This window comes from Agrobacterium sp. LR_9, from assembly GCF_041954855.1.
In the GTDB taxonomy this organism is placed as follows: Bacteria; Pseudomonadota; Alphaproteobacteria; order Rhizobiales; family Rhizobiaceae; genus Agrobacterium; species Agrobacterium leguminum.
The window spans coordinates 44,703-68,567 of record NZ_JAVAYA010000023.1 but is presented as its reverse complement, the minus strand read 5'-3'; the positions used below and the strand labels follow the sequence as shown (position 1 = coordinate 68,567).

The 23,865-nt window shown below is 60.9% G+C and carries 22 protein-coding genes; 4 read left to right on the top strand and 18 right to left on the bottom strand.

The features are described from left to right. Nucleotides 1–143 precede the first annotated feature (143 nt). From RAC79_RS21345 to RAC79_RS21320, 6 genes are all read right to left on the bottom strand, one after another. Nucleotides 144–1,517, bottom strand: a complete 1,374-nt coding sequence (locus RAC79_RS21345; RefSeq protein ID WP_078053907.1) for an alpha-glucosidase/alpha-galactosidase — start codon at nt 1,515–1,517, stop codon at nt 144–146. Nucleotides 1,518–1,539: 22 nt separating this feature from the next. Next, nucleotides 1,540–3,210: an ABC transporter ATP-binding protein gene (locus RAC79_RS21340; protein ID WP_374997518.1), complete on the bottom strand. Its 1,671-nt coding sequence runs from the start codon at nt 3,208–3,210 to the stop codon at nt 1,540–1,542. Between the two features lie 12 nt (nt 3,211–3,222). Further along, entirely contained in the window at nt 3,223–4,359 is a 1,137-nt protein-coding gene (locus RAC79_RS21335) for an ABC transporter permease (RefSeq protein WP_374997517.1), read from the bottom strand. A 1-nt stretch (nt 4,360) separates the two neighbouring features. Then, nucleotides 4,361–5,368: an ABC transporter permease gene (locus RAC79_RS21330; protein WP_174000713.1), complete on the bottom strand. Its 1,008-nt coding sequence runs from the start codon at nt 5,366–5,368 to the stop codon at nt 4,361–4,363. 87 nt (nt 5,369–5,455) lie between these two features. After that, the gene (locus RAC79_RS21325; protein ID WP_374997516.1) at nt 5,456–7,543 is read right to left on the bottom strand and encodes an ABC transporter substrate-binding protein; all 2,088 of its coding nucleotides are present in this window, start codon (nt 7,541–7,543) and stop codon (nt 5,456–5,458) included. 108 nt (nt 7,544–7,651) lie between these two features. Continuing rightward, nucleotides 7,652–9,118 carry an alpha-glucosidase/alpha-galactosidase gene (locus tag RAC79_RS21320; protein WP_374997515.1) on the bottom strand — a complete coding sequence of 489 codons (1,467 nt, stop codon included), beginning with the start codon at nt 9,116–9,118 and terminating at the stop codon, nt 7,652–7,654. A 197-nt stretch (nt 9,119–9,315) separates the two neighbouring features. Here RAC79_RS21320 and RAC79_RS21315 point away from each other — a divergent pair, with 197 nt between their 5' ends. Further along, the gene (locus RAC79_RS21315) at nt 9,316–10,203 is read left to right on the top strand and encodes an AraC family transcriptional regulator (RefSeq protein WP_125146201.1); all 888 of its coding nucleotides are present in this window, start codon (nt 9,316–9,318) and stop codon (nt 10,201–10,203) included. Nucleotides 10,204–10,280: 77 nt separating this feature from the next. Further along, entirely contained in the window at nt 10,281–10,748 is a 468-nt protein-coding gene (locus RAC79_RS21310) for a hypothetical protein (RefSeq protein ID WP_374997514.1), read from the top strand. 61 nt (nt 10,749–10,809) lie between these two features. Here the strand turns inward: RAC79_RS21310 and betC are convergent, their stop codons facing one another. Together betC and choX are read right to left on the bottom strand one after the other, a co-directional pair. Then, the gene (gene betC, locus RAC79_RS21305; protein ID WP_374997513.1) at nt 10,810–12,324 is read right to left on the bottom strand and encodes a choline-sulfatase; all 1,515 of its coding nucleotides are present in this window, start codon (nt 12,322–12,324) and stop codon (nt 10,810–10,812) included. Between the two features lie 14 nt (nt 12,325–12,338). Further along, entirely contained in the window at nt 12,339–13,292 is a 954-nt protein-coding gene (choX, locus tag RAC79_RS21300) for a choline ABC transporter substrate-binding protein (protein WP_142846082.1), read from the bottom strand. Nucleotides 13,293–13,386: 94 nt separating this feature from the next. On the opposite strand from choX, the gene RAC79_RS21295 reads away from it, so the two are divergent. Then, nucleotides 13,387–14,283 (top strand): choline sulfate utilization transcriptional regulator, encoded by an 897-nt coding sequence (locus RAC79_RS21295; protein ID WP_065657670.1) that lies wholly within the window; start codon nt 13,387–13,389, stop codon nt 14,281–14,283. A 30-nt stretch (nt 14,284–14,313) separates the two neighbouring features. Here RAC79_RS21295 and RAC79_RS21290 read toward each other — a convergent pair whose 3' ends face one another. The 6 genes from RAC79_RS21290 to RAC79_RS21265 all read right to left on the bottom strand — a co-directional run bounded on the left by RAC79_RS21290 (nt 14,314) and on the right by RAC79_RS21265 (nt 20,284). Continuing rightward, entirely contained in the window at nt 14,314–15,765 is a 1,452-nt protein-coding gene (locus RAC79_RS21290; protein ID WP_125146199.1) for an aldehyde dehydrogenase, read from the bottom strand. A 16-nt stretch (nt 15,766–15,781) separates the two neighbouring features. Continuing rightward, nucleotides 15,782–16,504, bottom strand: a complete 723-nt coding sequence (locus RAC79_RS21285; protein ID WP_374997512.1) for an ABC transporter ATP-binding protein — start codon at nt 16,502–16,504, stop codon at nt 15,782–15,784. After that, the gene (locus tag RAC79_RS21280; RefSeq protein ID WP_374997511.1) at nt 16,497–17,225 is read right to left on the bottom strand and encodes an ABC transporter ATP-binding protein; all 729 of its coding nucleotides are present in this window, start codon (nt 17,223–17,225) and stop codon (nt 16,497–16,499) included. Before RAC79_RS21280 ends, RAC79_RS21285 begins: the two co-directional genes overlap by 8 nt. Further along, nucleotides 17,222–18,130, bottom strand: coding sequence for a branched-chain amino acid ABC transporter permease (locus RAC79_RS21275; RefSeq protein WP_065657666.1), 909 nt, complete (start codon nt 18,128–18,130; stop codon nt 17,222–17,224). Before RAC79_RS21275 ends, RAC79_RS21280 begins: the two co-directional genes overlap by 4 nt. Further along, nucleotides 18,127–18,999, bottom strand: a complete 873-nt coding sequence (locus RAC79_RS21270; RefSeq protein WP_020811624.1) for a branched-chain amino acid ABC transporter permease — start codon at nt 18,997–18,999, stop codon at nt 18,127–18,129. The genes RAC79_RS21275 and RAC79_RS21270 overlap by 4 nt, the downstream gene beginning before the upstream one ends. A gap of 70 nt (nt 19,000–19,069) precedes the next feature. Continuing rightward, nucleotides 19,070–20,284: an amino acid ABC transporter substrate-binding protein gene (locus RAC79_RS21265; RefSeq protein ID WP_374997510.1), complete on the bottom strand. Its 1,215-nt coding sequence runs from the start codon at nt 20,282–20,284 to the stop codon at nt 19,070–19,072. Nucleotides 20,285–20,417: 133 nt separating this feature from the next. Here RAC79_RS21265 and RAC79_RS21260 point away from each other — a divergent pair, with 133 nt between their 5' ends. Continuing rightward, nucleotides 20,418–21,290 carry a helix-turn-helix transcriptional regulator gene (locus RAC79_RS21260; RefSeq protein ID WP_374997509.1) on the top strand — a complete coding sequence of 291 codons (873 nt, stop codon included), beginning with the start codon at nt 20,418–20,420 and terminating at the stop codon, nt 21,288–21,290. A gap of 19 nt (nt 21,291–21,309) precedes the next feature. On the opposite strand, the gene RAC79_RS21255 is transcribed toward RAC79_RS21260, so the two are convergent. From RAC79_RS21255 to RAC79_RS21240, 4 genes are all read right to left on the bottom strand, one after another. Continuing rightward, nucleotides 21,310–21,609 (bottom strand): HigA family addiction module antitoxin, encoded by a 300-nt coding sequence (locus tag RAC79_RS21255; RefSeq protein WP_174000690.1) that lies wholly within the window; start codon nt 21,607–21,609, stop codon nt 21,310–21,312. A 55-nt stretch (nt 21,610–21,664) separates the two neighbouring features. Continuing rightward, entirely contained in the window at nt 21,665–21,946 is a 282-nt protein-coding gene (locus RAC79_RS21250) for a type II toxin-antitoxin system RelE/ParE family toxin (RefSeq protein ID WP_125146192.1), read from the bottom strand. Between the two features lie 61 nt (nt 21,947–22,007). After that, a complete protein-coding gene (locus RAC79_RS21245) occupies nt 22,008–22,832 on the bottom strand; it encodes an ABC transporter ATP-binding protein (RefSeq protein ID WP_374997508.1) in 825 nt (274 codons plus the stop codon). Beyond that, nucleotides 22,829–23,863, bottom strand: a complete 1,035-nt coding sequence (locus RAC79_RS21240) for a FecCD family ABC transporter permease (RefSeq protein ID WP_374997520.1) — start codon at nt 23,861–23,863, stop codon at nt 22,829–22,831. Before RAC79_RS21240 ends, RAC79_RS21245 begins: the two co-directional genes overlap by 4 nt. Between the last annotated feature and the right edge of the window lie 2 nt (nt 23,864–23,865).

Here is a 23,865-nt window from a genome sequence, read left to right as displayed (position 1 = left end):
CTTGATCCGGGGTCCAGCGCGATCAAGTGCTTGATCGCGGAAGAGTCTTCTCACGACGCAGACGCGTCGTGGCTGGATGCCGGATCTAGTCCGGCATGACGGAGGAGATGGTCTGCACCTTCGTATTTTGTCGCAACCGCGCCTTACACCGCCCGCGCCCGCTTCACCTCCACCTGCGTCCATTCCGGCAGCCAGTCGCGATGGGCCAGCAGCAGATCGTCCACCAGCGACCATATCTGGTCGAGATCCAGTTCCGCCGCCGTATGCGGGTCCATCATCGCCGCGTGGAAGATGTGCTCTCGGTTTTCGCTCATCAGCGCCCGCACCGTCAGTTCCTGCACATTGATGTTGGTGCGCATAAGGGCGGTGAGCTGCGGCGGCAATTCGCCGATAAAGGTGGGCTGCACGCCGTTATGATCGACAAGGCAGGGCACTTCCGCCGCGCAATCCGATGGCAACGAGGTGATGCAGCCATTGTTGCGCTGGTTGCCGTATATCACCGAGGGTTCGCCGGTCCAGACCGAGTTGATGATGGAGGAGGCATATTCCTTTGACTGCTTTACCTCGATCTTCTCGGCCGAACGATAGGCCGCCGCCTGCCCCTTCCAGCGTTCGATCTGCTCGATGCAGCGCTTCGGGTATTCATCGAGCGGGATACCGAATTTCTCGATCAGGTCCTCTCGTCCTTCCTTGATGAAATAGGGCGTATATTCGGCGAAATGCTCGGAGCTTTCGGTGACGAAATAACCGAGCCGCGTCAGCATCTCGTAACGCACCTTGTTGGGGCAGCGCGGGTTCCATCCGGGTTTTGGCGCACGGCCTTCGCGGTAACCGCGCACGAGGTCGGGATAGAGGTTCTTGTAGCTTCCATCCGGCTGGCGGTGCTCGAACTCCAGGAAGAACGCCATGTGGTTGATGCCGGCGGAACGGTAGCGGATTTCCTCGTAAGGGATATCGAGATCGTGGGCGAGCTCCATGGCTGTGCCCTGCACCGAATGGCAAAGGCCGACCTGCCGGATCGTCGGATATTTCTCCGCAATCGCCCAGGTATTGATCGCCATGGGGTTCACATATTGCAGCATGATGGCGTTGGGGCAGACGGCCAGCATGTCCTCGCAAATCTTCCACAGATGCGGCACGGTGCGAAGGCCGCGCATGATGCCGCCGACGCCGAGCGTATCGGCAATGGTCTGGCGCAGGCCGTATTTACGCGGCACCTCGAAATCGGTGACCGTGCAGGGTTCATAGCCGCCGATCTGGAAGGCGACGACGACGAAATCGGCACCGGCAAGTGCCTTTTTCTGGTCCGTATAGGTCTCGGCCTTCGCCTTTGCGCCAAGTGTCGAAATCAGCTTGTTGACGACGATGGCGCTTTCTTCCAGCCTCTCGCGGTTGATATCCATCAGTGCGATGGTGGCGCCCGAAAGCGCCGGACGCTGCAGCACGTCGCCGATGATGTTCTTCATGAACACCGTGGAGCCTGCGCCGATGAATGTGATCTTGGGATCTCTTGCCATGTCTACCTCCAGCATTGGGAATTCAAGCGATTTCGAAGGCGGCCCGTACAAGCCGCTGAGTATATTCGGTTTTCGGATTGGTCAGCACATCCTCGACAGGCCCTTGCTCGACGATCTGCCCGCGCTGCATGACGATGACACGGTGGCAGAGCGCGCGGACCACTTTCAGGTCGTGCGAGATGAACAGATAGCTCAGGCCCCGCTCATCCTGCAGCTTGCGCAGGAGATCGATGATCTGCGCCTGCACGGAAAGATCGAGCGCCGAGGTCGGCTCATCGAGCAGGATGAATTCCGGCTCCAGCGCCACCGCACGGGCAATGGCGATGCGCTGGCGCTGACCGCCGGAGAATTCATGCGGGAAACGTGAGAGGATATTGCCGGGCATGCCCGCCGCCTCGAGCGCGTCGCGCACCCGGTCCAGCCTTTCGGCCTTGGTTTTCCCAAGGCCATTGATGATGAGGCCTTCCTCGATGATCTGGCCGATGGTCATGCGCGGATTGAGCGAGGCGAAAGGGTCTTGAAAGACGATCTGCATACGCGAACGCAAAGGCCGCATTTCAGCGCGGGAGCGGCCATCAACCCTCTCCCCGTCAAAGACCACCTCCCCGGCCACCGGCTCGTTCAGCCGCAGCAGGGATTGGCCGAAGGTCGTCTTGCCGGAACCGGATTCACCGACGAGCCCCAGCGTCTCGTGCCGATTGAGGGTGAGGCCCAGACTGTCGACGGCGATCAGTTCCTTCAGTTCGGGTTTAAACAGGCCGCCGTAACGCATCATGAAAGAGACCCGCACGCCGCTTGCCGTCAGCAGCACGCCGGAATTTTCCGGCAGCGGCTTTGCCGTGCCATGCGGTTCGGAGGCAAGCAGCTTTTTCGTATAGGGGTGCTGCGGCGCTTCGAAGAGCTTTTCCGTGGTGTTGTGCTCACGCATCTCGCCATGCTGCATGACATAAACATAATCGGAAAACTGCTTCACGATCGTCAGGTCATGGGTAATGAGAACCACGGCCATGCCGCGCTTCTTCTGAAGATCGCGGATGAGGTTGAGGATCTGCGCCTGCACCGTCACATCGAGCGCGGTTGTTGGCTCATCGGCAATCAGCACATCCGGATCGTTGGAAAGCGCCATGGCGATCATCACACGCTGCCGCTGGCCGCCGGAAAGCTGATGCGGATATTGTTTCAGCCTCGCTTCCGGTTCGGGTATCTGCACCTGCCGCAGAAGATCGAGCGCCCTCGCCTCGGCCTCTTTCCGGCTGAGCTTCGAATGAACGCGGATCGCCTCGACGATCTGGCTGCCGATCGTATAGATCGGGTTCAGCGAACTCATCGGCTCCTGAAAGATCATCGAGATGCGGTTGCCGCGCAGCGCACGCCGCTGACGGCTGGAAAACTTCAATATGTCGTCGCCGTTGAAACGCACGGTCGCGGATTTCGCAACGGACGCCCGCTTCGTCAAAAGCCCCATGATCGTGCGGGCCGTGACGGATTTTCCCGAACCGGATTCGCCGACGATGGCAATCGTCTCGCCCCGGTAAAGCTGGAAGGAAATGTCCTTCACCGCCTCCACCGTGCCGTGCTCCACTTTGAAGGTCACGGCAATGTTGCGGGCATCGATGATGGCGGCGTCGTTTCGGTCATCGGCATCGAAGCGGATGGCGGGCGCGTACGTGTTGTTCTGTGCAGCAGCAACCATATTACGCTCCTCTCAATAGGGATCGACGGCATCGCGCAGGCCATCGCCGAGCGCGTTGAAGGCGAAGACCGTGACCAGCACGAAACCGACCGGCGCGAGAATCCAGGGATAGGAACCGATGACGGAATAGGTCGCCGTATCCTGCAGCATCAGCCCCCAGGAGATGAGCGGCGGCTTGACCGCAAAGCCGAGGAAACCGAGGAAGGATTCGAGCAGCACGACGCTTGGAATATGCAGTGTCACGGCGACGATCACATGGCTCATCACATTCGGCAGGATATGCTGGAAAATGATGCGCCGGTCGGTGGCACCGACGGCAATGGCCGCCCGCACATAATCGATGCGCGCCAGCGCCAGCGTCTTGCCGCGCACCTCGCGCGACATCTGCGCCCAGCCAAGCGCCGACATGACACCGACCACGAAGACAAGGAAAACGGTAGTGGGTGCGGTTACCGGGATGAGTGAGGTCAGCGCAAGGTAAAGCGGCAATTGCGGGAAAGCCAGCACCACCTCGACAAAGCGCTGCACCCAGGCATCCAGCGGCCCGCCAAAATAGCCGGAAATCAGACCGACACTCGTGCCGATGACGGTGACGATGGCGACGACGCTCAAGGCGATGGCAAGCGAGATGCGCGAGCCATAGATGGCGCGCGACAGCACGTCGCGCCCGAACTTGTCAGTGCCGAGAAAATGCACCGGCTGGCCGTCCGTCGAGCCGAAGAAGTGACGGCTCATCGGGATGAGGCCCAGCAGCCTGTATTCCGCACCTTTGACGAAGAAGCCGAGATAGACGGGATTGTCGTAATCCGGCCCGACGATGGGTTGGAAGGTGACAGGATCAAGCTCTTCGGTTTCGGCGATGGCATAGACGCGCGGTGCAAGGCTGAAATTGCCGTCCTTGTCGGTGAAGCGCACCACCTGCGGCGGCGAGAAGCTGCCATGGGTTTCGAGCGGGTTCATCGGCGCGAAGAAATCCGCAAAGATGGCGATCAGGATCAACAGCGCCACCAGCACCAGCCCGACCATGCCGGTGAAGGAGCGTCTGAGACGCCGCCAGACCAGTGCGAGATAGGTCTCGTTACCATGGGCGGAACGGTCGGGTTTTGCGGGGGTGGCGGTTTCGGTTTTCATCTCGTCAAACGCCATCATCTCAGGCCCTCCCGAATTCGCGGACGCGCGGGTCGAGCATGGCGAGCAGCATATCGGCGATGATGTTGCCGACGATCAGCGTGGCGGCTAGCACCATCATGAAGGTCGCGGTGACATAGACATCGCCCACCGCCATGGAGCCGACAATGGCCGGGCCGACGGTCGGCAACGCGAAGATGATCGCGGTCTCGATCTCACCACTCAGCATGTAAGGCAGCACCACGCCCTGATACATGACGAGCGGGTGCACGGCGTTCGGCACCGCATGGCGCATGATGACAGCGCCTTCCGAAAGACCCTTGGCGCGCGCCGTCTCGACATATTGCGCATTTAGCGTATCGAGCAGATTGCCGCGCATCACCCGCATATTATAGGCCAGCCCACCGAAGACGGCGATGGCGACCACCGGCCAGACATGGCTGACGAGATCGACGAACTTGGCCCATGACCACGGCGCACCGCCATATTGCGGCGAAAAGAAGCTGCCGATCTCAGACACATCGAAATGAAACACCATGAGGTAGACAAGGATCAGCGCCATCAGGAAGCGCGGGATCGTCATGCCGAGGAAGGCAACGGTCGACAGAAGATTGTCGACCCATGAATATTGCCGCGTGGCCGCCCAGATGCCGAAGGCGATACCGAGAACGGACGCGAGGATGTGGCAGACCAGCGCCAGCGCAATGGTGCGCGGCAGGCGTTCGCCAACCACATCGGCGACCGGCTTGTTGTAATAGAAGCTGTAGCCGAAATCGCCGCGGGTGACGATGCCGCCGATCCAGTTGAAATATTGAATGACGAGCGGCTTATCGAGGCCGTGCTCGATGCGATAAGCCTGAGCCTGCGCTTCCGCCTGTTCGAAGGACGCGCCGCCCTGGTTCATCAGCTGCGAGCGGATGTAGTCGGCATAATCGCCGGGCGGCGCCTGAATGATGGCGAAGGTTACCACGCTCAGGATCAACAATACCGGAATGGCGGATGCAACGCGTATCGTCAGAAATCTCAGCATCGAACGGTCTTCCTCGGTTTGGATGGGCCGTGTATCTCCGGCCGCGCTTCACGCGCGACCGGTACCGGGTTTTCTCCGGGAGGAGTTCTAGTTAATCGGCCCGCCCTCACCCGGCTTGCCGGGAAGCTGCTGCGGGAAGAGTTCGTATTTGCCCTGCTTATCCGCCGCGACCCAAAGGCGTTCGCGGATGATGGAGTCTTCAGCCCAGTTGAACATGAAGATCGGCGTGCCCTGCGGCACATTCGAGAACCGCTTGTTGACGATCAGCGCGCCGGGATATTCGGTGAGACCGATCGTATAGAGGTTCTGCGTATAGACCCTCTGATATTGCTTCATCAGTTCGGCCCGCTCGGCATTGTCCTGCGAGGAGATGAACTTGCGCACGAGATCGGCCATCTCCTTCTCGAACGGCATCAGATCGAGTTCCTTGCCTTCGGGCGAGCGGTGGTTCCAGCTGGTGCGCGGGCCGACAGGGGCAAGCTGCTCGGTGTTCTGCACCACGGATGAAAGCTCGGTGGAGTTGCGGCGCACCAGCCAGTCGAACTGCCCGCCATAATGGGCGGCATCACGCTGGTTGGAATCGAGGCTGTTGATGACGACGCGCAGGCCGAGTTTCGCCATCTGGCCAACAAGACCTTCCGCGAGGCTCTTGTCCGTCGCGTAACCGTTATTGACGAGAAGGGTAATCTCGACATTGCGGCCACCCAGCGTTTCCTTCGGGAAATTCAGGAAACCATCGCCGTCCGTATCCTTCAGGCCTATCGAGGCGAGCGCGGCCTTGGCGGCCTCGAGGTTGAAGGGGTAATAAACCGTTGAGGCGCGGTCATAGAAGCTGGTGCCCGATGAAATGCCGCCCGGATAGATCGCCGTGAACGGCCCCTTCACCAGCGAGTCGCCGACTGCCTTGCGGTCGATGGCCGATGTGACGGCCTGACGGAACACCTCGTTGCGGTTCAGTTCACGAATGGCCTGCCCGCGTTCATCCGGATTGCCCCAGCCATTGGCGGAGAAATTCATCTGCAGATTATAACCGATGAGCCGCGGCCCGAAGGCAAGGCGGGCCGGCGCATTGGGATCGGCGGCGCGTTTCAGCGAGGCGACGAAATTCTCCGGCTGTTCGAGGTTGGAGAAATCGCCCGATCCCGCCACGGCCTGCACATCACGGTCAGCCCAGGTGGAAAGCTTGTAGTGCACCTCGTTGAGATAAGGCAGCTGCTGGCCCTTCTCATCCACCTTCCAGTAATAGGGATTGCGTCGCAGCACGATGATGTCATCAGGCCGATAAGCGACCGGCACCCATGCCCCCATGACCGGCATGTTCATATATTCCGGCGGGAAAGCGTTCTTGAACTGGTTATAGGTATTCTTGGAATATTTCGGATGCTGCGGTTTCAGGATATGCGACGGCCCGGGGCAGAAGCTCGGATAGGCCATGGTGTAGAGATATTGCTTGGGAAAAGCTGCCTTGAAGGTCCATTCGACGGTGTAATCATCGATCTTTTTAAGGGTCGTTCCCTCACCGAAAGCCTCGGGCGATGCGCCGCCGCCAAGCGGTGAAACATTGGGATCGACGACCGCGTCTTCCCAGTAGAACATCACGTCATCGGCGTTGAAGGGCTCGCCGTCCGACCACTTGGCGCCCTTGACGAGATGCATGGTCAGCTTGTGGCCATCCTCGGACCATTCCCAGCTTTTGGCCAGATTGGGCAGCGGTTCGGTGTCCTTGGCATCCACCTGGAAGAGCGGTGCGGTGCGCGTCAGGCATTCGGAAAGGGCGATATCGATGCCGCCCCAGCCCTGGCTCTGGCCGGCAATATAGTTCCAGCCCTCGGGCCTGCCGCCGACCACATGGCGCATCGTATCGCCGTAAACGCCCATACCGTCGGGCATATTGCCGGTTTTGTAGACCAGCGGTTCTTCCGGCAGGCGCTCTTTCAAGGGCGGCAGCTTGCCGGTCTTTTCGAATTTCTCGCTGACCCAGTCAGGCTCGCTGTAGCTCGGCAGCGCCTTGAATTCGAGGATCGAATCGCGCGCCACATAGTTGATCTTGCCTTCGGCCGGAAATTGCGGCGGCTCCGGCGGCGTAGCGGTCTCGAAGGCATCCGCATTGAGTGCGATCATCGAAACACCGAGACCCAGTGCCGAGATGATACCGATCCTGCGTTGAAGTAACATCGTCATTCCTCCCAAATGGCAGCTCTTCGACCGCCCACCCTCTGTGATCGTTCTGGCCGTGGCGGCGAACTCCCTTCCGCCGCCCGGCCTGTTCCCATGCCTTTTCCTTCAAACAGCCTTTTTCAGCGCCGATTTTTCGGCCCGCAATTCTTCGATGGAACGCACATTGCGGCGTGCGGCACCGGCCCAGTCGCGGGTCTTGACGCTGGATTTCGCAAGCCGCTCCTTCGCCGCCGGCACGGCATGGGCATATTGCGGCAGCCAGCGCGCCTGCGCGACGACCATTTCGTCCACCATCTGCCAGACCTCCTCCGGTGTGGCGACGGCGCCGACCAGCGGATCGTGCAGCACGGCAAGCTTCAAAAGATCGATATCGCCTCTCACCGCCGCATGCACGGACATGCGCTGCACGTTGATGGAGGCCATGCAGGTGGCCGCACAGGCTTCCGGCAGGGTTACGCCTGAGACCATATTGATGCCGAAACGGTCGACGAAACCGGGGGATTCGATGATGGCATCTGCTGGCAGATTGCTGATGACGCCATTGTTCTTGACGTTGAAATGGCCGCGATAGACACGCCCCGTCTCAAGTGCCTCCAGAATATGGCTTGCATGTTCATTGGAGCGCTTGGCCGGATCGATGGGCTTTGCGGCCGAGGCGAGGAACTGCGGAAACTCGGTTTCGAACCAGTTGCGCGTCTCGGTGGAATGGCGCAGGTAACCGCCGGTTTCGCCGTGAATCCAGTCGGACATGTCGATCCAGCGGGCGATTTCCTCCGGCCGCTTGCGATACCACGGCAGATATTCGGAGAGGTGCCCGTTGCTTTCGGTCGAATAGACACCGAACCGCTTCAGCACGTCGATGCGCAGCTTCTCCTGCTGCGAGAAGACCGGATGCGCCTCGAAGGCGGCGACCAACTCGTCCTTGCCAATCTTGCGACCGTTGAGCCTCAGATCGATGAACCATGTCTGGTGGTTGATACCGGAGCAGATGTAATCCAGCTCGGACACACTTTTCGCCCCGAGAATTTCGGCAATCTGTTCCGCGCCGTGCTGAACGCCGTGGCAGAGACCGACCGTATCCACCTTGCCATATTCGATGGCCGCCCAGGTGTTCATCGCCATAGGGTTGGCGTAGTTCAGGAATTTCGCACCCGGTGCGGCGACTTCGCGGATATCCTTGCAGAAATCCAGAATGACCGGAATGTTGCGCTGACCATAGAGAATGCCGCCGGCGCAGATCGTATCGCCCACGCACTGGTCGATGCCGTATTTCAGCGGAATGCGGATATCGTCCGCATAGGCTTCGAGACCGCCGACCCGCACGCAGCTGATGATATATTTCGCGCCCTCCAGCGCCCGCCTGCGGTCGGTATCGGCCGTCACCTTGACGGGGAAACCATTGGCCTCGACGATCTTCTCGAGGATCGCCCTGATCATATCCAGATTGTGCTGGCTGATATCCGTCAGCGCGACTTCAATATCGCGAAACTCCGGCACACACAGGAGATCGGTGAACAGTTTTTTCGTGAAACCGACGCTGCCTGCGCCAATAATAGCGATTTTGAAACTCATAACGCCACCTCTGTTGCAAATCGAACGGGTGAAACGGGCCGCAGGATCGTAAAATGGCACTGCAGAAAAATACCCGTAAGAATCCCGGAAAACCGGCCTTACTCCCAATTTTTCAGCAGCAATATCCCGCGGGCTGTCTCCTCGGATCGGGATTATGCGTATAATATCGGTAAGGACCAGAGAAGGATTATGCTTTCATGGGTAATTTTGTGCTGCGAGATTTGATCGATCAGGGACCCGGCATGCGAACAGTTTCGCTGCCGCGCGGCCGCCAGACGCTGCACACCATGCCGACCAGCAGCGGTTATGAAATCCGCCGCAGTGGCAATTACGACTGGGACGGGCGCAAACGCGGCCAGACGCCTTTTACCGTGCTGCAATATTGCATCGCCGGACAGGGCAACCTGCGTTACGAGAACCGCCACTATGTGGTGAGGCCGGGCGAAACCCTGCTGCTGCTCATTCCCCACAATCACCGCTACTGGCTGGAAGAAGGCAAGGAGTGGGAATTCTTCTGGATTTCCATGAATGGCGAGGAAGCTCTGCGCATTCACCGCAATATCCTCTCCGTCACCGGCCCGATCCTCAAACTCCAGCCCGAAACCGTGGATCATCTTGCCGAATGCTGCTCGCGCCTCGTCAATGGCGCGGAAACGCCAGGCGCCGCCTCCGCCGTCGCTTATGAAGCGGCAATGACGCTTTATGACGATGTCTTCGGTTCTCATCCTTCTTTCGGCGGCGAATATCGTACCATGCAACAGGTGCTGAGCTACATCGACAGCCATCTCGGCGAACGGCTTTCGGTCAGCGACCTTGCGGCGGTGGCAGGCCTCAGCCGCGCGCATTTTTCCCGCATCTTCGCGGCAAGCGAAGGCCTTTCGCCAGCGGAATTCGTGCTGCAGCGACGCCTGCGCCGGGCGGCCAAGCTTCTCACCTCGGCTGCCAACCTTCCCATCAAGGAGGTATCGGTGCTGTGCGGTTTCGAGGATCCGAACTATTTCTCCAAGGTCTTTCGCAGGCTCTACGGCACCAATCCGAGCGAATTCCGTACCACCGGCATGTATGCGAGCGTGCGGCAGGGCTGAACGACAAAAAGACTTCGTTTTGACATGTTTCAGGCGATTAAGGATGGGCGTTACGCCCTTTTTGGAGACCCGCCGAGGTGAAGAGCAAAATCCGGACGATCCTCGTCTTTCCGCTTCGGGCGATCATCGTTTTCGCCCTCATCTTCGACGGCATTTTCCGCCCGCTCTACCGGCCCGTCATCAGGGCCATATCCGGACTGACATTCATCAAGCGACTGGAAAGCCGGATCGCGCGATTGCCGCGTCTTGCCATTCTCTTTTGCCTTGCGGTGCCCTTCGCCATCGCCGAACCCATGAAGATCATCGGTCTCGTCCTCATTGCCCATGGCGCCGTCAAGGTGGGACTGGTTCTGACGGTCCTTGCCCATCTCGCGACATTCCTGATCGTCGAGCGTATTTATCACGCCGGCCGGGAAAAGCTCCTCACCTATCCCTGGCTCGCATGGATCATGCGCTATGTACGTTTCGCACGGTCATTTTACGATCGCTTCAAACTTGCAGCGCTGAACTGGGTCAGGCTCCGGCTTCTCGCGTCGCTGCGATGAAAAGCAGGTCGTTTCCATTGGCGACGAACCTAAAAATGCGGCGCGATAGGCCCTAACCGCTTCATTCCCCGCGCGGATACCGCTGGTTTTCCTCCAGCACGTTGAGGTCCATGTGGTTGCGCATATAGCGCTCGGAGGCTTTCTGCAAAGGCTGGTAATCCCACGGGTAATAAGCGCCGTTGCGCAACGCCTTGTAGACCACCCAGCGCCTTGCCTGGCTTTCCCGCACCGCCGCGTCGAAAACCGGGAGCTGCCATCGCCGGTCGATTTCAGCAGAAAGCGATGAGAGCACAGCACTGAAAGCAGGGTCGCCGGCAAGGTTCGTGCGTTCCTCGGGGTCCGCCTCGATATCATAGAGCAACGGCGGATCGGCCTCGCAGACCGATAGCTTGTAGCGGCCGTCGCGAAGGGCGACGAGCGGTGCTATCGAGCCTTCGGCGGCATATTCCATCGGCACCGGGCCACGCTCGCCAGTCCCCGCCGTCAGCGCCGCCAGATCCTCGCCATCCGTCCAGCGTTTGAGCGAGGTGATATCGAGCCCCGCCAGACCGCAGAGCGTCGGCGTGACATCGAGCGTTGAGACCGGCGTGTCGATCAGGGCCGGCTGCCAGCCGGGTGCGGCCACCATCAGAGGCACGCGGGCGGAACCTTCGAAGAAACACATCTTGAACCACAGCCCGCGCTCGCCCAGCATGTCGCCATGGTCGGACAGGAAGAGGATGATCGTGTCCTCCTCCATCCGCGTCGCCTTCAGCACCTGGAGGATTTCGCCGACCTTTTCGTCGATATAGGAGATATTGGCGAAATATCCGCGCCGTGCGCGGCGTATCTGCTCCGGCGAAATATCGAAAGCCTTATGGTCGCAGGCTTCCAGCAACCGTTTCGAATGCGGGTCCTGCCCCTCGAAAGCAATCGCCGGTGTCTGCGGGTCGAGCGCCGGGCAATCCGCATAGAGGTCCCAGAATTTGCGCCGCGCCACATAGGGGTCGTGCGGGTGGGTGAAGCTGACCGTCAGGCACCACGGCCGGTCATCGAGGCGGCGCGACAGGTCGTAGAGCTTGCGGGTGGCGTGATAGGCCACCTCGTCGTCATATTCCATCTGGTTGGTGATTTCGGCGACGCCTGCGCCGGTGACCGAACCGAGATTGTGATACCACCAGTCGATGCGCTCGCTGGGCTTCGTGTAATCAGGCGTCCAGCCGAAATCGGCTGGATAGATATCCGTCGTCAAACGCTCCTCGAAGCCGTGCAGCTGGTCCGGGCCGACGAAATGCATCTTTCCCGAGAGGCCGGTGTAATAACCCGCCGCCCGCAGGTGGTGGGCATAGGTCGGAATATCGGAAGCAAATTCGGCGGCATTATCGTAAACCCGCGTGCGGCTGGGCAATTGCCCGGACATGAAGGAGGCGCGGGCCGGCGCGCAGAGCGGGCTTGCCGTATAGGTGTTGGCGAAGCGGACAGACCGCTCCGCCAAGGCTTTCAGATGGGGTGCGTGGAGAAAATCGGCCGGACCATCGGGAAAAAACGTCCCGTTGAACTGGTCGGCCATCAGGATCAGGATATTGGGACGCGGCATTTCCACTTTCCGGCTTAGAGACCAAGCTTGCCTTTGACAGCGTCCGCACCCGGCTTGCCATCCAGCGTGGTAACGCCCTGCAGCCAGCCATCCAGCGCTTTCGGATTGGCCTTCAGCCATGCCGCTGCCGCTGCTTTCGAATCCTCCCCACCGAGAATGGAGCCCATCAGGCTGTTTTCCATGCCGATATCGAATTTCAGGTTCTTGAACAGCGTCGCCGCATTCGGGCATTGCTGCGGCCAGCCGGTGCGGGCGAGCGTATAGACTTCCGCGCCGCCGAAATTCGGACCGAAATAGGCGTCGCCGCCAGAGAGATAGGCGATATCGATCTTCTCATTCATCGGATGCGGCGCCCAGGCGAGGAAGACCACGGCCTTCTTGTCCCTGCCCGCCCGCTCCACCTGCGCCAGCATCGCCTGCTCGCCGGATTCGACGAGCTGCCAGCCCTTCAGGCCGAAATCATTGGCGTCGATGATCTTCTGTATATTCTGGTTGGCCGGGGCACCCGGCTCGATGCCATAAATCTTGCTTTCGAATTCATCGGCATGTTTGGCGAGGTCGGCGAAATCCTTGACGCCCTTTTCCGCCATGTAAGAAGGCACTGCCAGCGTAAACTTCGCGCCTTCAAGGTTCTTCGTCATCACCTCGGCCGCCTTGGCGGCGTTCAGATCGTCCACGAAGGATTTCTGCGCCGGCATCCAGTTGCCGAGGAAAACGTCGATTTCGCCATTCTTCATCGCCTGATACCCGATCGGCACCGACAGCGTCTTGACGTCAGCCTCATAACCCAGCGCATCGAGCAAAACGGAAGCGACGCCGTTGGTGGCAGTAATGTCGGTCCAGCCGGGATCGCTGAGACGGATCGTCTTGCAGGCCGCGTCATCGGCCGCCTGAAGCGGGGTGGAGAAGGCCGCCACGGACAGAAAGAGACCGGCGGCGATGCGATGCAGATGAGAAATGGTTTTCATTGCGGCTCCCCTTTTATCAATCCAGTTTATTGAACACCACGTTGCTTTTGCCTGTGAAGCGGGTATTTTTCGATGGTTGATATAAGGAATTTTAATGTCAGACAGGCCGCTCGATCTGGGATGGATGCGCATTTTCACCGAGGTTGCCCGCCGCGGCAGCCTGACGGCGGCGGCATCATCCCTGCGGCTGACGCAGCCTGCGGTCAGCTATCAGATCCGCAGGCTGGAGGATGAGCTGGGTGTAACCCTCATCCGGCGCAAACATCGCGGCATCGAACTCACGGCCGAAGGCCAGCGGCTGTTCGAGATCGTCTCGCGCAATGTCGACGCCATCGACCTTCTCGCACAGCAGCTGCGCCGGACGGAGGAGCGCCAGACCATCCGCCTGCACACGGACTATGCCTTCTCGTCCCTGTGGCTCATCCCGAGAATGCATGGTTTTCGCGCGCTCAATCCTGACATCAATATCCAGATCGTCGCAACGCAGGACCCGCTCGGCCAGGGCAAACACGATAGCGACGTGATGATTATTTTCGGAACGCGGCAGGAGGCGGGCGACGGGGCGGTATTGCTGCTTTCGGAAAAGGTCACGCCGGTCTGCTCGCCTGCCCTGCTGGCCGGGACACCGGCACCCGCAACCGTTGCGGATTTTTCGCGGCGGAAGCTCATCCACCTCGAAAATACCTCGCAGGCGCATTGGTTCGACTGGCCTTCCTATTTCAAGCATTTTGGCGTGCATCGCGGTGCCGAGCATGATGGCGGCGACATCAGCTTCAACAATTACACCATGGTGGTGCAGGCAACCATCGGCGAACAGGGTTTCGCGCTCGGCTGGGCGGGACTGGTCGATCCGTTGCTTGAGGCCGGCGTGCTGGTGACGGCAGGCCCAAGCCTTGACGCACCGGGACGCGGCTACTGGCTGATGCGGCCGAAAAGCAGCGACAGCGCGGTGAGGAAACTCACCGGCTGGCTGATCGACGAGCGGCGATGACGCCGCCCGCCACCCTGTACCGTTTCCTGTTCAGATCGGAAAATGCAGCGGCCCGTCCTGCAGCGTGACCCAGCGTAGCTCGGTGAATTCCGCAATGCCCGCCGTACCGCCGAAGCGGCCGTAACCGGAAGCCTTGACCCCGCCGAAGGGCATCTGCGCCTCATCGTGAACGGTGGGGCCGTTGATGTGACATATGCCGCTTTCGATGCGGGCGGCAATGGCAAGCGCCCGTGCCTGATCCCTGCCGAAAATCGCGGCGGAAAGACCGAACTCGGTTTCGTTTGCGATGCTCACCGCCTCATCGATGCTGCCGGCCCTGATGATGGAGACGACAGGACCGAAACTTTCCTCCGCATAGAGCCGCATGGCGGGAGTGACGCCATCGACGGCAATCGCATCGAGCATCGTGCCGTTGCCGCCGCCACCGGCAACCTGCCGAGCGCCCTTGGAGACAGCGTCATCCACCAACGACCGAATGCGGGATGTCGCCTCCGCACTGACCAGCGAGCCGAGCGGTGTTTTGCCTTCACGCGGATCGCCAGCAGTAAGGCTCGAAGCTTTCTTGGCGAAGGCCTCCACAAATGCATCGGCGACGCTGTCGAGCACGATGATGCGCTCCGTCGACATGCAGATCTGGCCCTGGTTCATATAAGCGCCGAAAGCGGCAGCCGCGACAGCCGCATCGATATCGGCGTCATCAAGCACGATGAACGGCGCCTTGCCGCCAAGCTCCAGCAAAGCGGGTTTCAGATAACGGCCGGCCGTTTCGGCAATCACCCGGCCAACGCGGGTCGAGCCGGTGAAATTCACGCGTCTGACGGCGGGGTGTGCGATAAGCGTATCGACGATCTTTGCCGCATCTTCGGGCGCATTGGAGACGGCGTTGAGCACGCCCTTGGGCAAACCCGCCGAAGCGACGGCTTCAATGATCAGCGCATGGGTGCGCGGGCACAGTTCCGAGGTCTTCATGACAACCGTATTGCCGCAGGCGAGCGGCGTGGCGATGGAGCGCACGCCGAGAATGACCGGCGCGTTCCACGGCGCGATGGACAGCACGACACCGGCGGGCTGGCGCAGCGCCATCGCCATGGTTCCGGGACGGTTGGAAGGGATGACCTCTCCCTTGATCTGGGTCGTCAGGCTTGCCGCCTCTACCAGCATGTCGCTTGCCAGTTTGACGTTGAAACCGGCCCAGGCATCGGTTGCGCCGATTTCTTCCTTCATCGCCTGGGTAATGTCAGGCCCGGCGGCGAGAAGCGCCTGCGCGGCAGCCAGAAGCAGGCGGCGGCGTTCACCGGGCGGCGTTGCCGACCAGACCGGGAAAGCGGCCGCCGCGGCATCGGCTGCCCGGGTGGCGTCCTCCACCGTTGCCGCCGCAGCACTCGTCGCCACATCGCCGGTGATGGGGTTGCTGCGTTCGAAACGCTTGCCGCTTGTGGCCGGGCAATGGTCGCCGCCGATGAAAAGATTGACTGTCTGCATGGTCTTCCTCCTGAATTCAGACAATGGCGGCGGTGGTGCCGCCAAGAAACGCCCGTTGCACGGCGGGATCGGCGGACAGGGCCGCAGCCGTGCCTGCCCCGACAATCCGCCCTGCTTCCAGCAAATATCCGCGATCGGCAAGTGAGAGGCTTTCGCGCACGTTCTGCTCCACGAGCAGAATGGAAAGGCCGCTCTTCTTGATCTCCGCCAAAGCGGCAAAAAGCTCCTGCGTGACGATGGGCGCAAGGCCAAGGCTCGGCTCGTCCAGCAACAGATAATCCGGGGCCGACATCAGCGCCCGCCCAATGGCGACCATCTGCTGTTCGCCGCCGGACATGGTGCCGGCAAGCTGCTGCCGCCGCTCGGCAAGGCGGGGAAACAGCGAGAAAATATGCTCCCGTGTCGTCTTTTCCGCTGAGCGGGCATGGCGGGGATTGGCCCCGAGACGGAGATTGTCCTCCACCGTCAGCGCCGCGAAAATTCCGCGTCCCTCCGGCACCAATGCCACGCCCCGCTCCACGATCTGATGGGCGGGGACAGCGGCAAGCGACGAACCGTTGACGCGCACGTCTCCGGAGGCCGGAGCCACCATGCCGCCGACCGCTTTCAGCAACGACGACTTGCCGGCTCCATTGGCGCCAAGCAGCACCACCGTTTCGCCCTTGGCGACATTGAGCGATATGCCGTCAACCGCGAGATGTTTGCCGTAACGGATTGTCAGCGCATCTATTTCAAGCATGTGCCGCTCCCAGATAGGCGGAAATGACCTGCGGATCGTCAAGCACCGTTGCCGTCGGCCCGTCAGCGATCTTGCGACCGGCGGCCATGACCACGGAGCGCGGGCAAAGCGCGCGCACGGCGGCCATGATATGTTCCACCAGCAGGATCGTCGTACCCTCGGACGCCAGCCGCCGGATCAGCGCTATTCCTTCCTGCAGCTCCGTGGGGTTGAGGCCCGCAAGCCATTCATCGAGAAGCAGAAGCTTCGGTTCGCCCGCCAGCGCACGCGCCAGTTCAAGGCGTTTCTGGTCGATATAGGTTAGATCGCCGGCCGGTATGGTTTCCCGCCCGGCAAGGCCTATTCTTTCGAGGCAGGCGCGCGCGACCTTCTCCGCCTCGGGGCGTGAAAGCCGCTGCGGGCCGAACATGGCCGATACGGCAACGTTTTCGAGCAGGGAAAGTGAAGGCAAAAGCCGCACAAGCTGGAAGGTGCGCGCCACGCCGGCGCGTGCAATCACATCCGGCCGCCGGCCTGCAATCTCCTGCCCTTTGAGCCGGATCGACCCTTCAGTGGGCTTCAGCGCCCCCGAGATCAGGTTCATCAGCGTCGTCTTGCCGGAACCGTTCGGGCCGAGCAGCCCGACGACCTCGCCGGCCTCGATGGTGAGGCCAAGGCCATCCACCGCCTTCAGCCCGCCAAAGGTCTTGCGGATATCGATGATTTCGAGAACGGCGCTCATGCGGCTTTCTCCTTTTTGCGCGATTTCTCCAGCGCCGCCAGCACGCCATCCGGCAGCACGAAGACAATGAGGATGAAGAGAGCGCCGAGGATGATGGAAAAATGGTTGGGGAAGTTCGCGCCCAGCCACTCGAACAGCAGGAACAGCGGCACCGCACCGAGAATGGGTCCCCAGCGGCGTGTGGCTCCGCCAAGCAGGGCCATGATGACGGTGAGGAACGAGACCTGAGGATTAAACACGATGGCCGGCTCGATATAGACCCAGCGCGGGGCCTGAATGGCGCCGACCAGCGTGATGATCGTGGCCGACAGCACGAAGAGCGTCAGCTTGGTGCGGGCGAGATTAATGCCCGCATGGGCGGCCACGACCTCGTCGTCACCGATTGCCTTCAGCGCCAGTCCGAGCTTGCTGCGGTCGATCAGGATTGCCAGCAGGAGGGTGATGACAGCCAGCGCCAGCAATTGCCAGAGTACGTGTTGCGGCTCCAGCGGCAGGAAGATGTAACGCCCGAGCGTGCCGGTCACATTCACCTCATACCAGGTGATGAGCTGGCGGATGAGTTCGGCAAGGCCAAAGGAAAAGATCACGAAATAAATGCCGGCGACGCGCAGCGTGGAAAGCCCGACAACAAGCGCCAGCGCCGCGCCGACAAGGGCCGCGCACAGGAGCACCAGCGGCCAGGGCAAAACCTCGCTCAGCACCGCAACCGTATAGGCCCCGACACCGAAGAAGGCGACGGTGGCGAGCGAAATATAGCGCGTCGGGCCGGAGAACATCGCCCAGGCGGAGGCAAGCGTCGCATAACCGAGAAGGCCGATGATGACGCCGACGCCATAGGCATCGAAGAAGAAAGGGGAAAGCGCCAGCAGCGCGGCTGTGGCAAGGCCGATGAGAAGCGGGATCATTTGCCCCTCCTTGCGAAGATGCCTTCCGGACGCCAGAGCAGCACCACGAGAAAGAGCAGATAGGTGGCGGCAAGCGTGAGGCCGGGATCGACATAAACGAGCACGAAGGTTTCCACGAGACCGAGCAGCAGGCCGGCCACCAGCGCGCCAAGCAGATTGCCGACACCGCCCATGATGACGACGACAAGCGCCTTCATGGTGAAGACCACGCCATAGGAGGCGGAAAAGGTCTGGTACATCGAAATCATCACCCCGCCTGCCACGGCGAGTGCGCCGCCAAGCGCAAAGCCAATTGAGGCCACACGGTTCACATCAATGCCAACCAGCGGCGCAGATTTGGGCGCCAGCGCCACCGCCCGCAGGTTGAGGCCCCAGCGGCTGTGGGTGAGCGCCAGATAAAGCCCGCCACCGATCGCGACCGACAGGCCGAAGGACAGGAGCCGGTTCAGCGCCACCGTCGTGCCGAAGATGTCGACGCCATCGGATAGATAGGAATAGGAATGGTAGTTGCCGCCGAACGCCACGAGCATAATGCCCTGGATAACGAAGAGCAGCCCGAAGGTCGCCAGAATGGAATCGACTTCCAGACGGCCGGAGCCGCCCGAACGGCGCACCAGCGGCCGCATCATGACCCGGTAGATCACGAAAGACAGGGCGTAACCGAGCGGCACGATGATGAAGAGCGACCAGAGCGGCGACAGGCCATAGCTGGAAAACAGCACGAAGGTGATGAAGGCAGCCGCAATCAACACCTCGCCATAGGCAAGGTTCATGATGCGGGCAATGCCATATTGCAGCGAAAGTCCAAGCGCGATCAGCGCATAGGTCCCTCCCAGCATCAAGCCGAAGATGAGGGTGGATAAAAACAAGGGAATGTCTCCAGTATGGAAGATGGCCGAAGCCTTCCGGCCGGGATTCACGACCCCGGCCGGCAAAGGCTCACCATTGCGGCTTCGGAATGACCGGCTTGGCCGCGCCTGCGCGGTCTGCGGGCGCAATCGCCACGAAACGGTCGCCCTGCCATTGCCCCGCCCACCAGAGCTGGCGAAGCTGGTTGTCTTCAAGCTTGACCGGGCCGATGACGGTGTCGAAGCTTCCCGTCGAAAGTTCATTTGCCACCGCCGCCTTGTCGAGGCCAACGCGTTGAACGGACTGGGCCAGCATTTCAAGGCTCGCATAGGTGATGGCGCTTGCCCAGCTGTCTGGCTTGGTGCCGATGAAGGCTTCGTGGCGCTTGAAATAATCCTCGATCTTGTCGCTGCTGCCATCGACGCCGCCGATGCTGATCACGCCCTCCTGCTTGCCATCGGAAACCTTCGGGAAGATCGGGAAAGCACCGCCGACGCCGACATAAAGGACCTTCGGGTTGAACTTCGCCGTCTGCGCCTGTTTCGTCACCGCAAAACTATCGGGCGGATAGGAAAAGGCGATGAAGCTGTCCGCACCGCTCGCCGCCGCCTCGTTCACAAGTGCTGCGAAATCGGACGTGCCGACCGGATAGGTCTTGTCATAGGCAAGCGTGAAACCCGCTTCCTTCAGCGCCGGCCGCGCGGCCTTGATGAGATCGATGCCGAAACCGTCGGCCACGGAAATCACCGCGACCTTATCGTTGATCTGGCCGGCCTCGCGTGCGGCTTTCAAGACATCGGCCAGTGCATTGGCATAGTCATGACCACCGCCGAGCATCCAGAAGCTCTTTTTCCAGCGCGCCGCGAAATCGGGCGCCTTGTCGGTAACGCCGGTCACGGCCAGTTGTGGATAACCGAAACGGTCGTAAAGCGGCGCAACAGCCAGATTGAAGCCCGTGCCCCAGGGCGGCAGGATGAAATCGACCTTATCCTGGCTCGCCAGACGCTCGGTGAACCGCACGGCATCCTCGGCCGAGGATCGGTCGTCATATTCCACTACTTCCACCGGTAGGCGCGTGCCATCCGGCAGGGTCAGGCCGCCGGCATCGTTAACCTCTTTCACCCATAATTTGTAGTTCGGAATGGTGGTTATGCCAGCACCCGTGGCATTGGCGCCGCTTTTTGAAACGGCATAACCGATCTTCACCGAGGTACGGTCCTGCGCAATGGCGTGACCGAAAGATACCGCCGACAAGGCAGCACCGGACAGCAGGCAGAACAGCGTTCTGCGCTTCAGATTATTCATGATGTTCCTCCCAAAGCGCCTTATCGGGGTTGCCGTTCTCCTCAAGGCTTTCCCTGCGCTGATCAAAGTTTAGCAATGACAGCCGCATATAAAATGCACTAGTGTAGCGCATTATTGTACTTTTGGAGGCCGAATGGCGATGCATAGCCAGATTGCCGGCAATCGCGTGGAGATCACGGCGCGCACCCTCGCCTCGACGCTGCGCATCTCCGAGTTCCGGCTGGAATCGGATAGTGCCCATCTGCTTCTCCTGTCGGCCGGGGAAGCGGAAATCATACAGGGCGAAAAGACGCTGCCTGTCCCAGCACCGGGGCTCGTCTGGTTGCCCATCGGCCCCGCCGGCCGTCTGCGGCTGACTGCCGGAAGCCGTGGATCGCTGCTGAGGACGAGCGAAATCGGGCTTGCCCATGCGATGCCCACCGGCACGAGCGCAAGCGCCGTGCGCAATATATTGCAGCGTGTTCTGACGCAGGCGCCGGCGGAGAAAGACCGGCAGGAACTCGCGGGTTATCTCGAGACCATCGCCAGCGAAAATGTCCGCGCGACAACCGGTTCGGACACGATCATCGCCAGCCTGCTCTCCGTCACCCTCATTCGCATCTGCCAGCACGCCATAGCCGATATTGCCGCGGCCGTCTCAACGCCCGGCAGCCTCACCGAGCGTTTCGTGCTGGTGGTCAGCCAGCACAAACGCGATCAATGGGGCGTGGAAGATTATGCAAGGCAGCTCGGCGTCAACCGCGAACGGCTGGGATTTGCGGTGCGCAAGGCGACGGGGCTTTCGCCGCAGGCCTATATTCACCGGGAACTGCTGTCCGAAGCGCGTGACCTTCTTCTGAACTCATCGCTGCAAGTCGCTGAAATCGCGTTCCGATTAGGATTTCAGGACCCCGGTTATTTCAATCGCTTTTTCACCCGCAACGAAGGCACGTCTCCCGGCCGGTTTAGGAGAACGGCAACGCGAATGCAGAACGTGCCGCCGCCGTCTTATGCGGCCTGGCCGTGACCTGACGGGCGGCTGAGAATTAGGCCGCTTCCAGTTCCTTGATATTGGCAAGTTCCGCTTCCAGCCTCACAGCCGCCGCCTTAATGTCAAAGGCGTTCTGCAAGTTCAGCCAATATTCCGGCGTGGTCTTGAAAAACTTTGCAAGGCGCAAGGCGGTGTCGGCGGTGATACCAAGTTTCTCTCCCGCAATCCGTTCTATGCGGGTGCGCGGAACATTGAGGTGCCTTGCAAGAGCGTAAGCCGACATCCCCAGCGGCTCAAGATAGAGTTCCCGCAGGATTTCGCCCGGATGGATCGGAGGCGATTTACTGATTGTCATGCTCGCTGGCCCTCCTTGGCCGATTTTTCATGAGCCTCTCCACGAGAATTCCAGACTAGTGATAGTCGGTTATTTCCACGCTTTCCGGCCCTGCTTCCATCCAGACGAAGCAGATGCGCCACTGCTTGTTGATCCGGATCGAATATTGGCCCTCACGATCGCCGGACAGCTTTTCCAAACGATTGCCGGGCGGTGAGCGAAGGTCTTCTACCGTGGTCGCCGCATCCAGGATCGTGAGCAGCTGCTGGGCGCGGCGTACGAGATCGGCGGGAAAGCCCTTCTTCACAGATCCGTCGTCAATCGATGCGGTCAGCTTGTTTTTGAAAGAACGGATCATTGCTGGCCTCGTGATGTTGGTATCATAAACAGATACGCACAGAAGTCAACAGGACCGTATCTTAAAGAGATACGCCTATTGCCACCCCCGCCACCGTTCGGTGCCGCCCGATCGGCAGCATCATCGGTTTGCCCGAGGTCGGATCTTCGATGACCCGGCTTTCGATGCCGAAGACGTGGCGGACATTCTCCTCCGTCAATACGTCCTCCGGCGTGCCGAAGACATGCAGCTTCCCGTCCCTCATGGCGACGAGATGATCGGCATAACGGGCTGCGAGATTGAGGTCGTGCAGCACCATGACGATGGTGGTCTCCCGGGCGTGGTTGAGATCGGTCAGAAGGTCCAGCACCTCGACCTGATGGCTGATATCGAGGAAGGTGGTCGGTTCATCCAGCAGCAATATGTCTGTCTGCTGGGCGAGCGCCATGGCGATCCAGACGCGTTGCCGCTGGCCGCCGGAAAGCTCGTCCACCGGCCGCTCGGCCAGTTCCACCGTATCGGTGGCGACAAGGGCTGCGGCGACGGCCTCGTCGTCCTGTCGCGACCAGCGGGCGAACAGGCCATGATGCGGGTGCCGGCCACGGCTGACCAGATCGGCAACCACAATGCCCTCCGGCGCTATCGGCGATTGCGGCAAAAGGCCCATGCGCCGTGCGAGGTCGCGCGAGGGAAGACGATGGATCGATTTTCCATCGAGCAGAACCTGACCGGCGCGCGGCGCAATGAGCCGCGACATGCTGCGCAGCAGGGTGGACTTGCCGCAGGCATTGGCGCCGACGATGACCGTGATCTTCCCGCGCGGAACGGTGAGATCCAGCCCGTCGATGATGAGGTTTTCGCCATAGCCGGCCGACAGGCCGTTCACGGAAAGGGAGTGGCCGGTCATAACGAGCCTCCGCTGCGGTTGACCCGCACGATAAGGTAAATCAGATAGGGTGCACCGAGCGCGCCGGTAACGACGCCGACCGGGTAACGGCCCGGCAACAGGAACTGGCCGCAATAATCGCCAACCAGCACCAGCGCCGCCCCAACCAGCGCCGCAGGAAGGAGCAGCGAGCCGTTGCTGCCGACAATGCGCGCCGCAATCGGCCCGGAGAGGAAAGCGACAAACGCGATTGGACCCGAGACCGCCGTTGCAAAGGCGATCATGCCAACGGCGGCGATGATGACGATGATGCGCGTTCGCCCCACCCGCACGCCAAGCGCTGCGGCAGCGTCGTCCCCCAGTCTCAACGCTTCCAGATCACGCGCACGGCTGAGGAGCAGGCCGCCGAAAAGGATGAGCGCGAGGAGGAGCGGCAGCAGTTGCGCGATTTTCGCGCCGTTGACGCTGCCGGTCAGCCAGCGCATCGCCTCCTGCAGCGTCCATGCTGGCGCGACGGAGAGGATATAGGCGATGAAGCTTTCCAGCATGGCTGATACGCCGATGCCGACAAGGATCAGCCGCGTTCCGGCCACGCCGTTGCGGAAGGACAGGAGATAGACGAGGAGCGCGACGCCAAGACCGGCCGCGACGGCGAAGACCGAGACCAGCGGCCCGTTCATCTGCAGGACGACGATGGCAAAAACGGCCGCCGCGCTCGCCCCGGAACTAATGCCGATAATATCGGGGCTGGCGAGCGGGTTGCGCAGCATGATCTGGAAGGCGACGCCGCCAAGCCCGAAGCTCAGGCCTGCCAGAATCGACAGCAGCGCACGCGGCAGGCGCAACTGCCCGACGGTGAAGGTTACCCCGGCAATGTCCTGCCCCAGCAGAACACGAACGACATCACCGGGCGGCGTGAAGGATTGCCCGAGCATCAGCGTCGTTGCGAAAGCGGCAATCAGAAGCGCCGACAGGGCGGCGATGACAAGGCGACGCCGGCGCTGGCGGGCATGGCGATTGAAGACGAGATTTTCGATGACGGGAGCATACATGG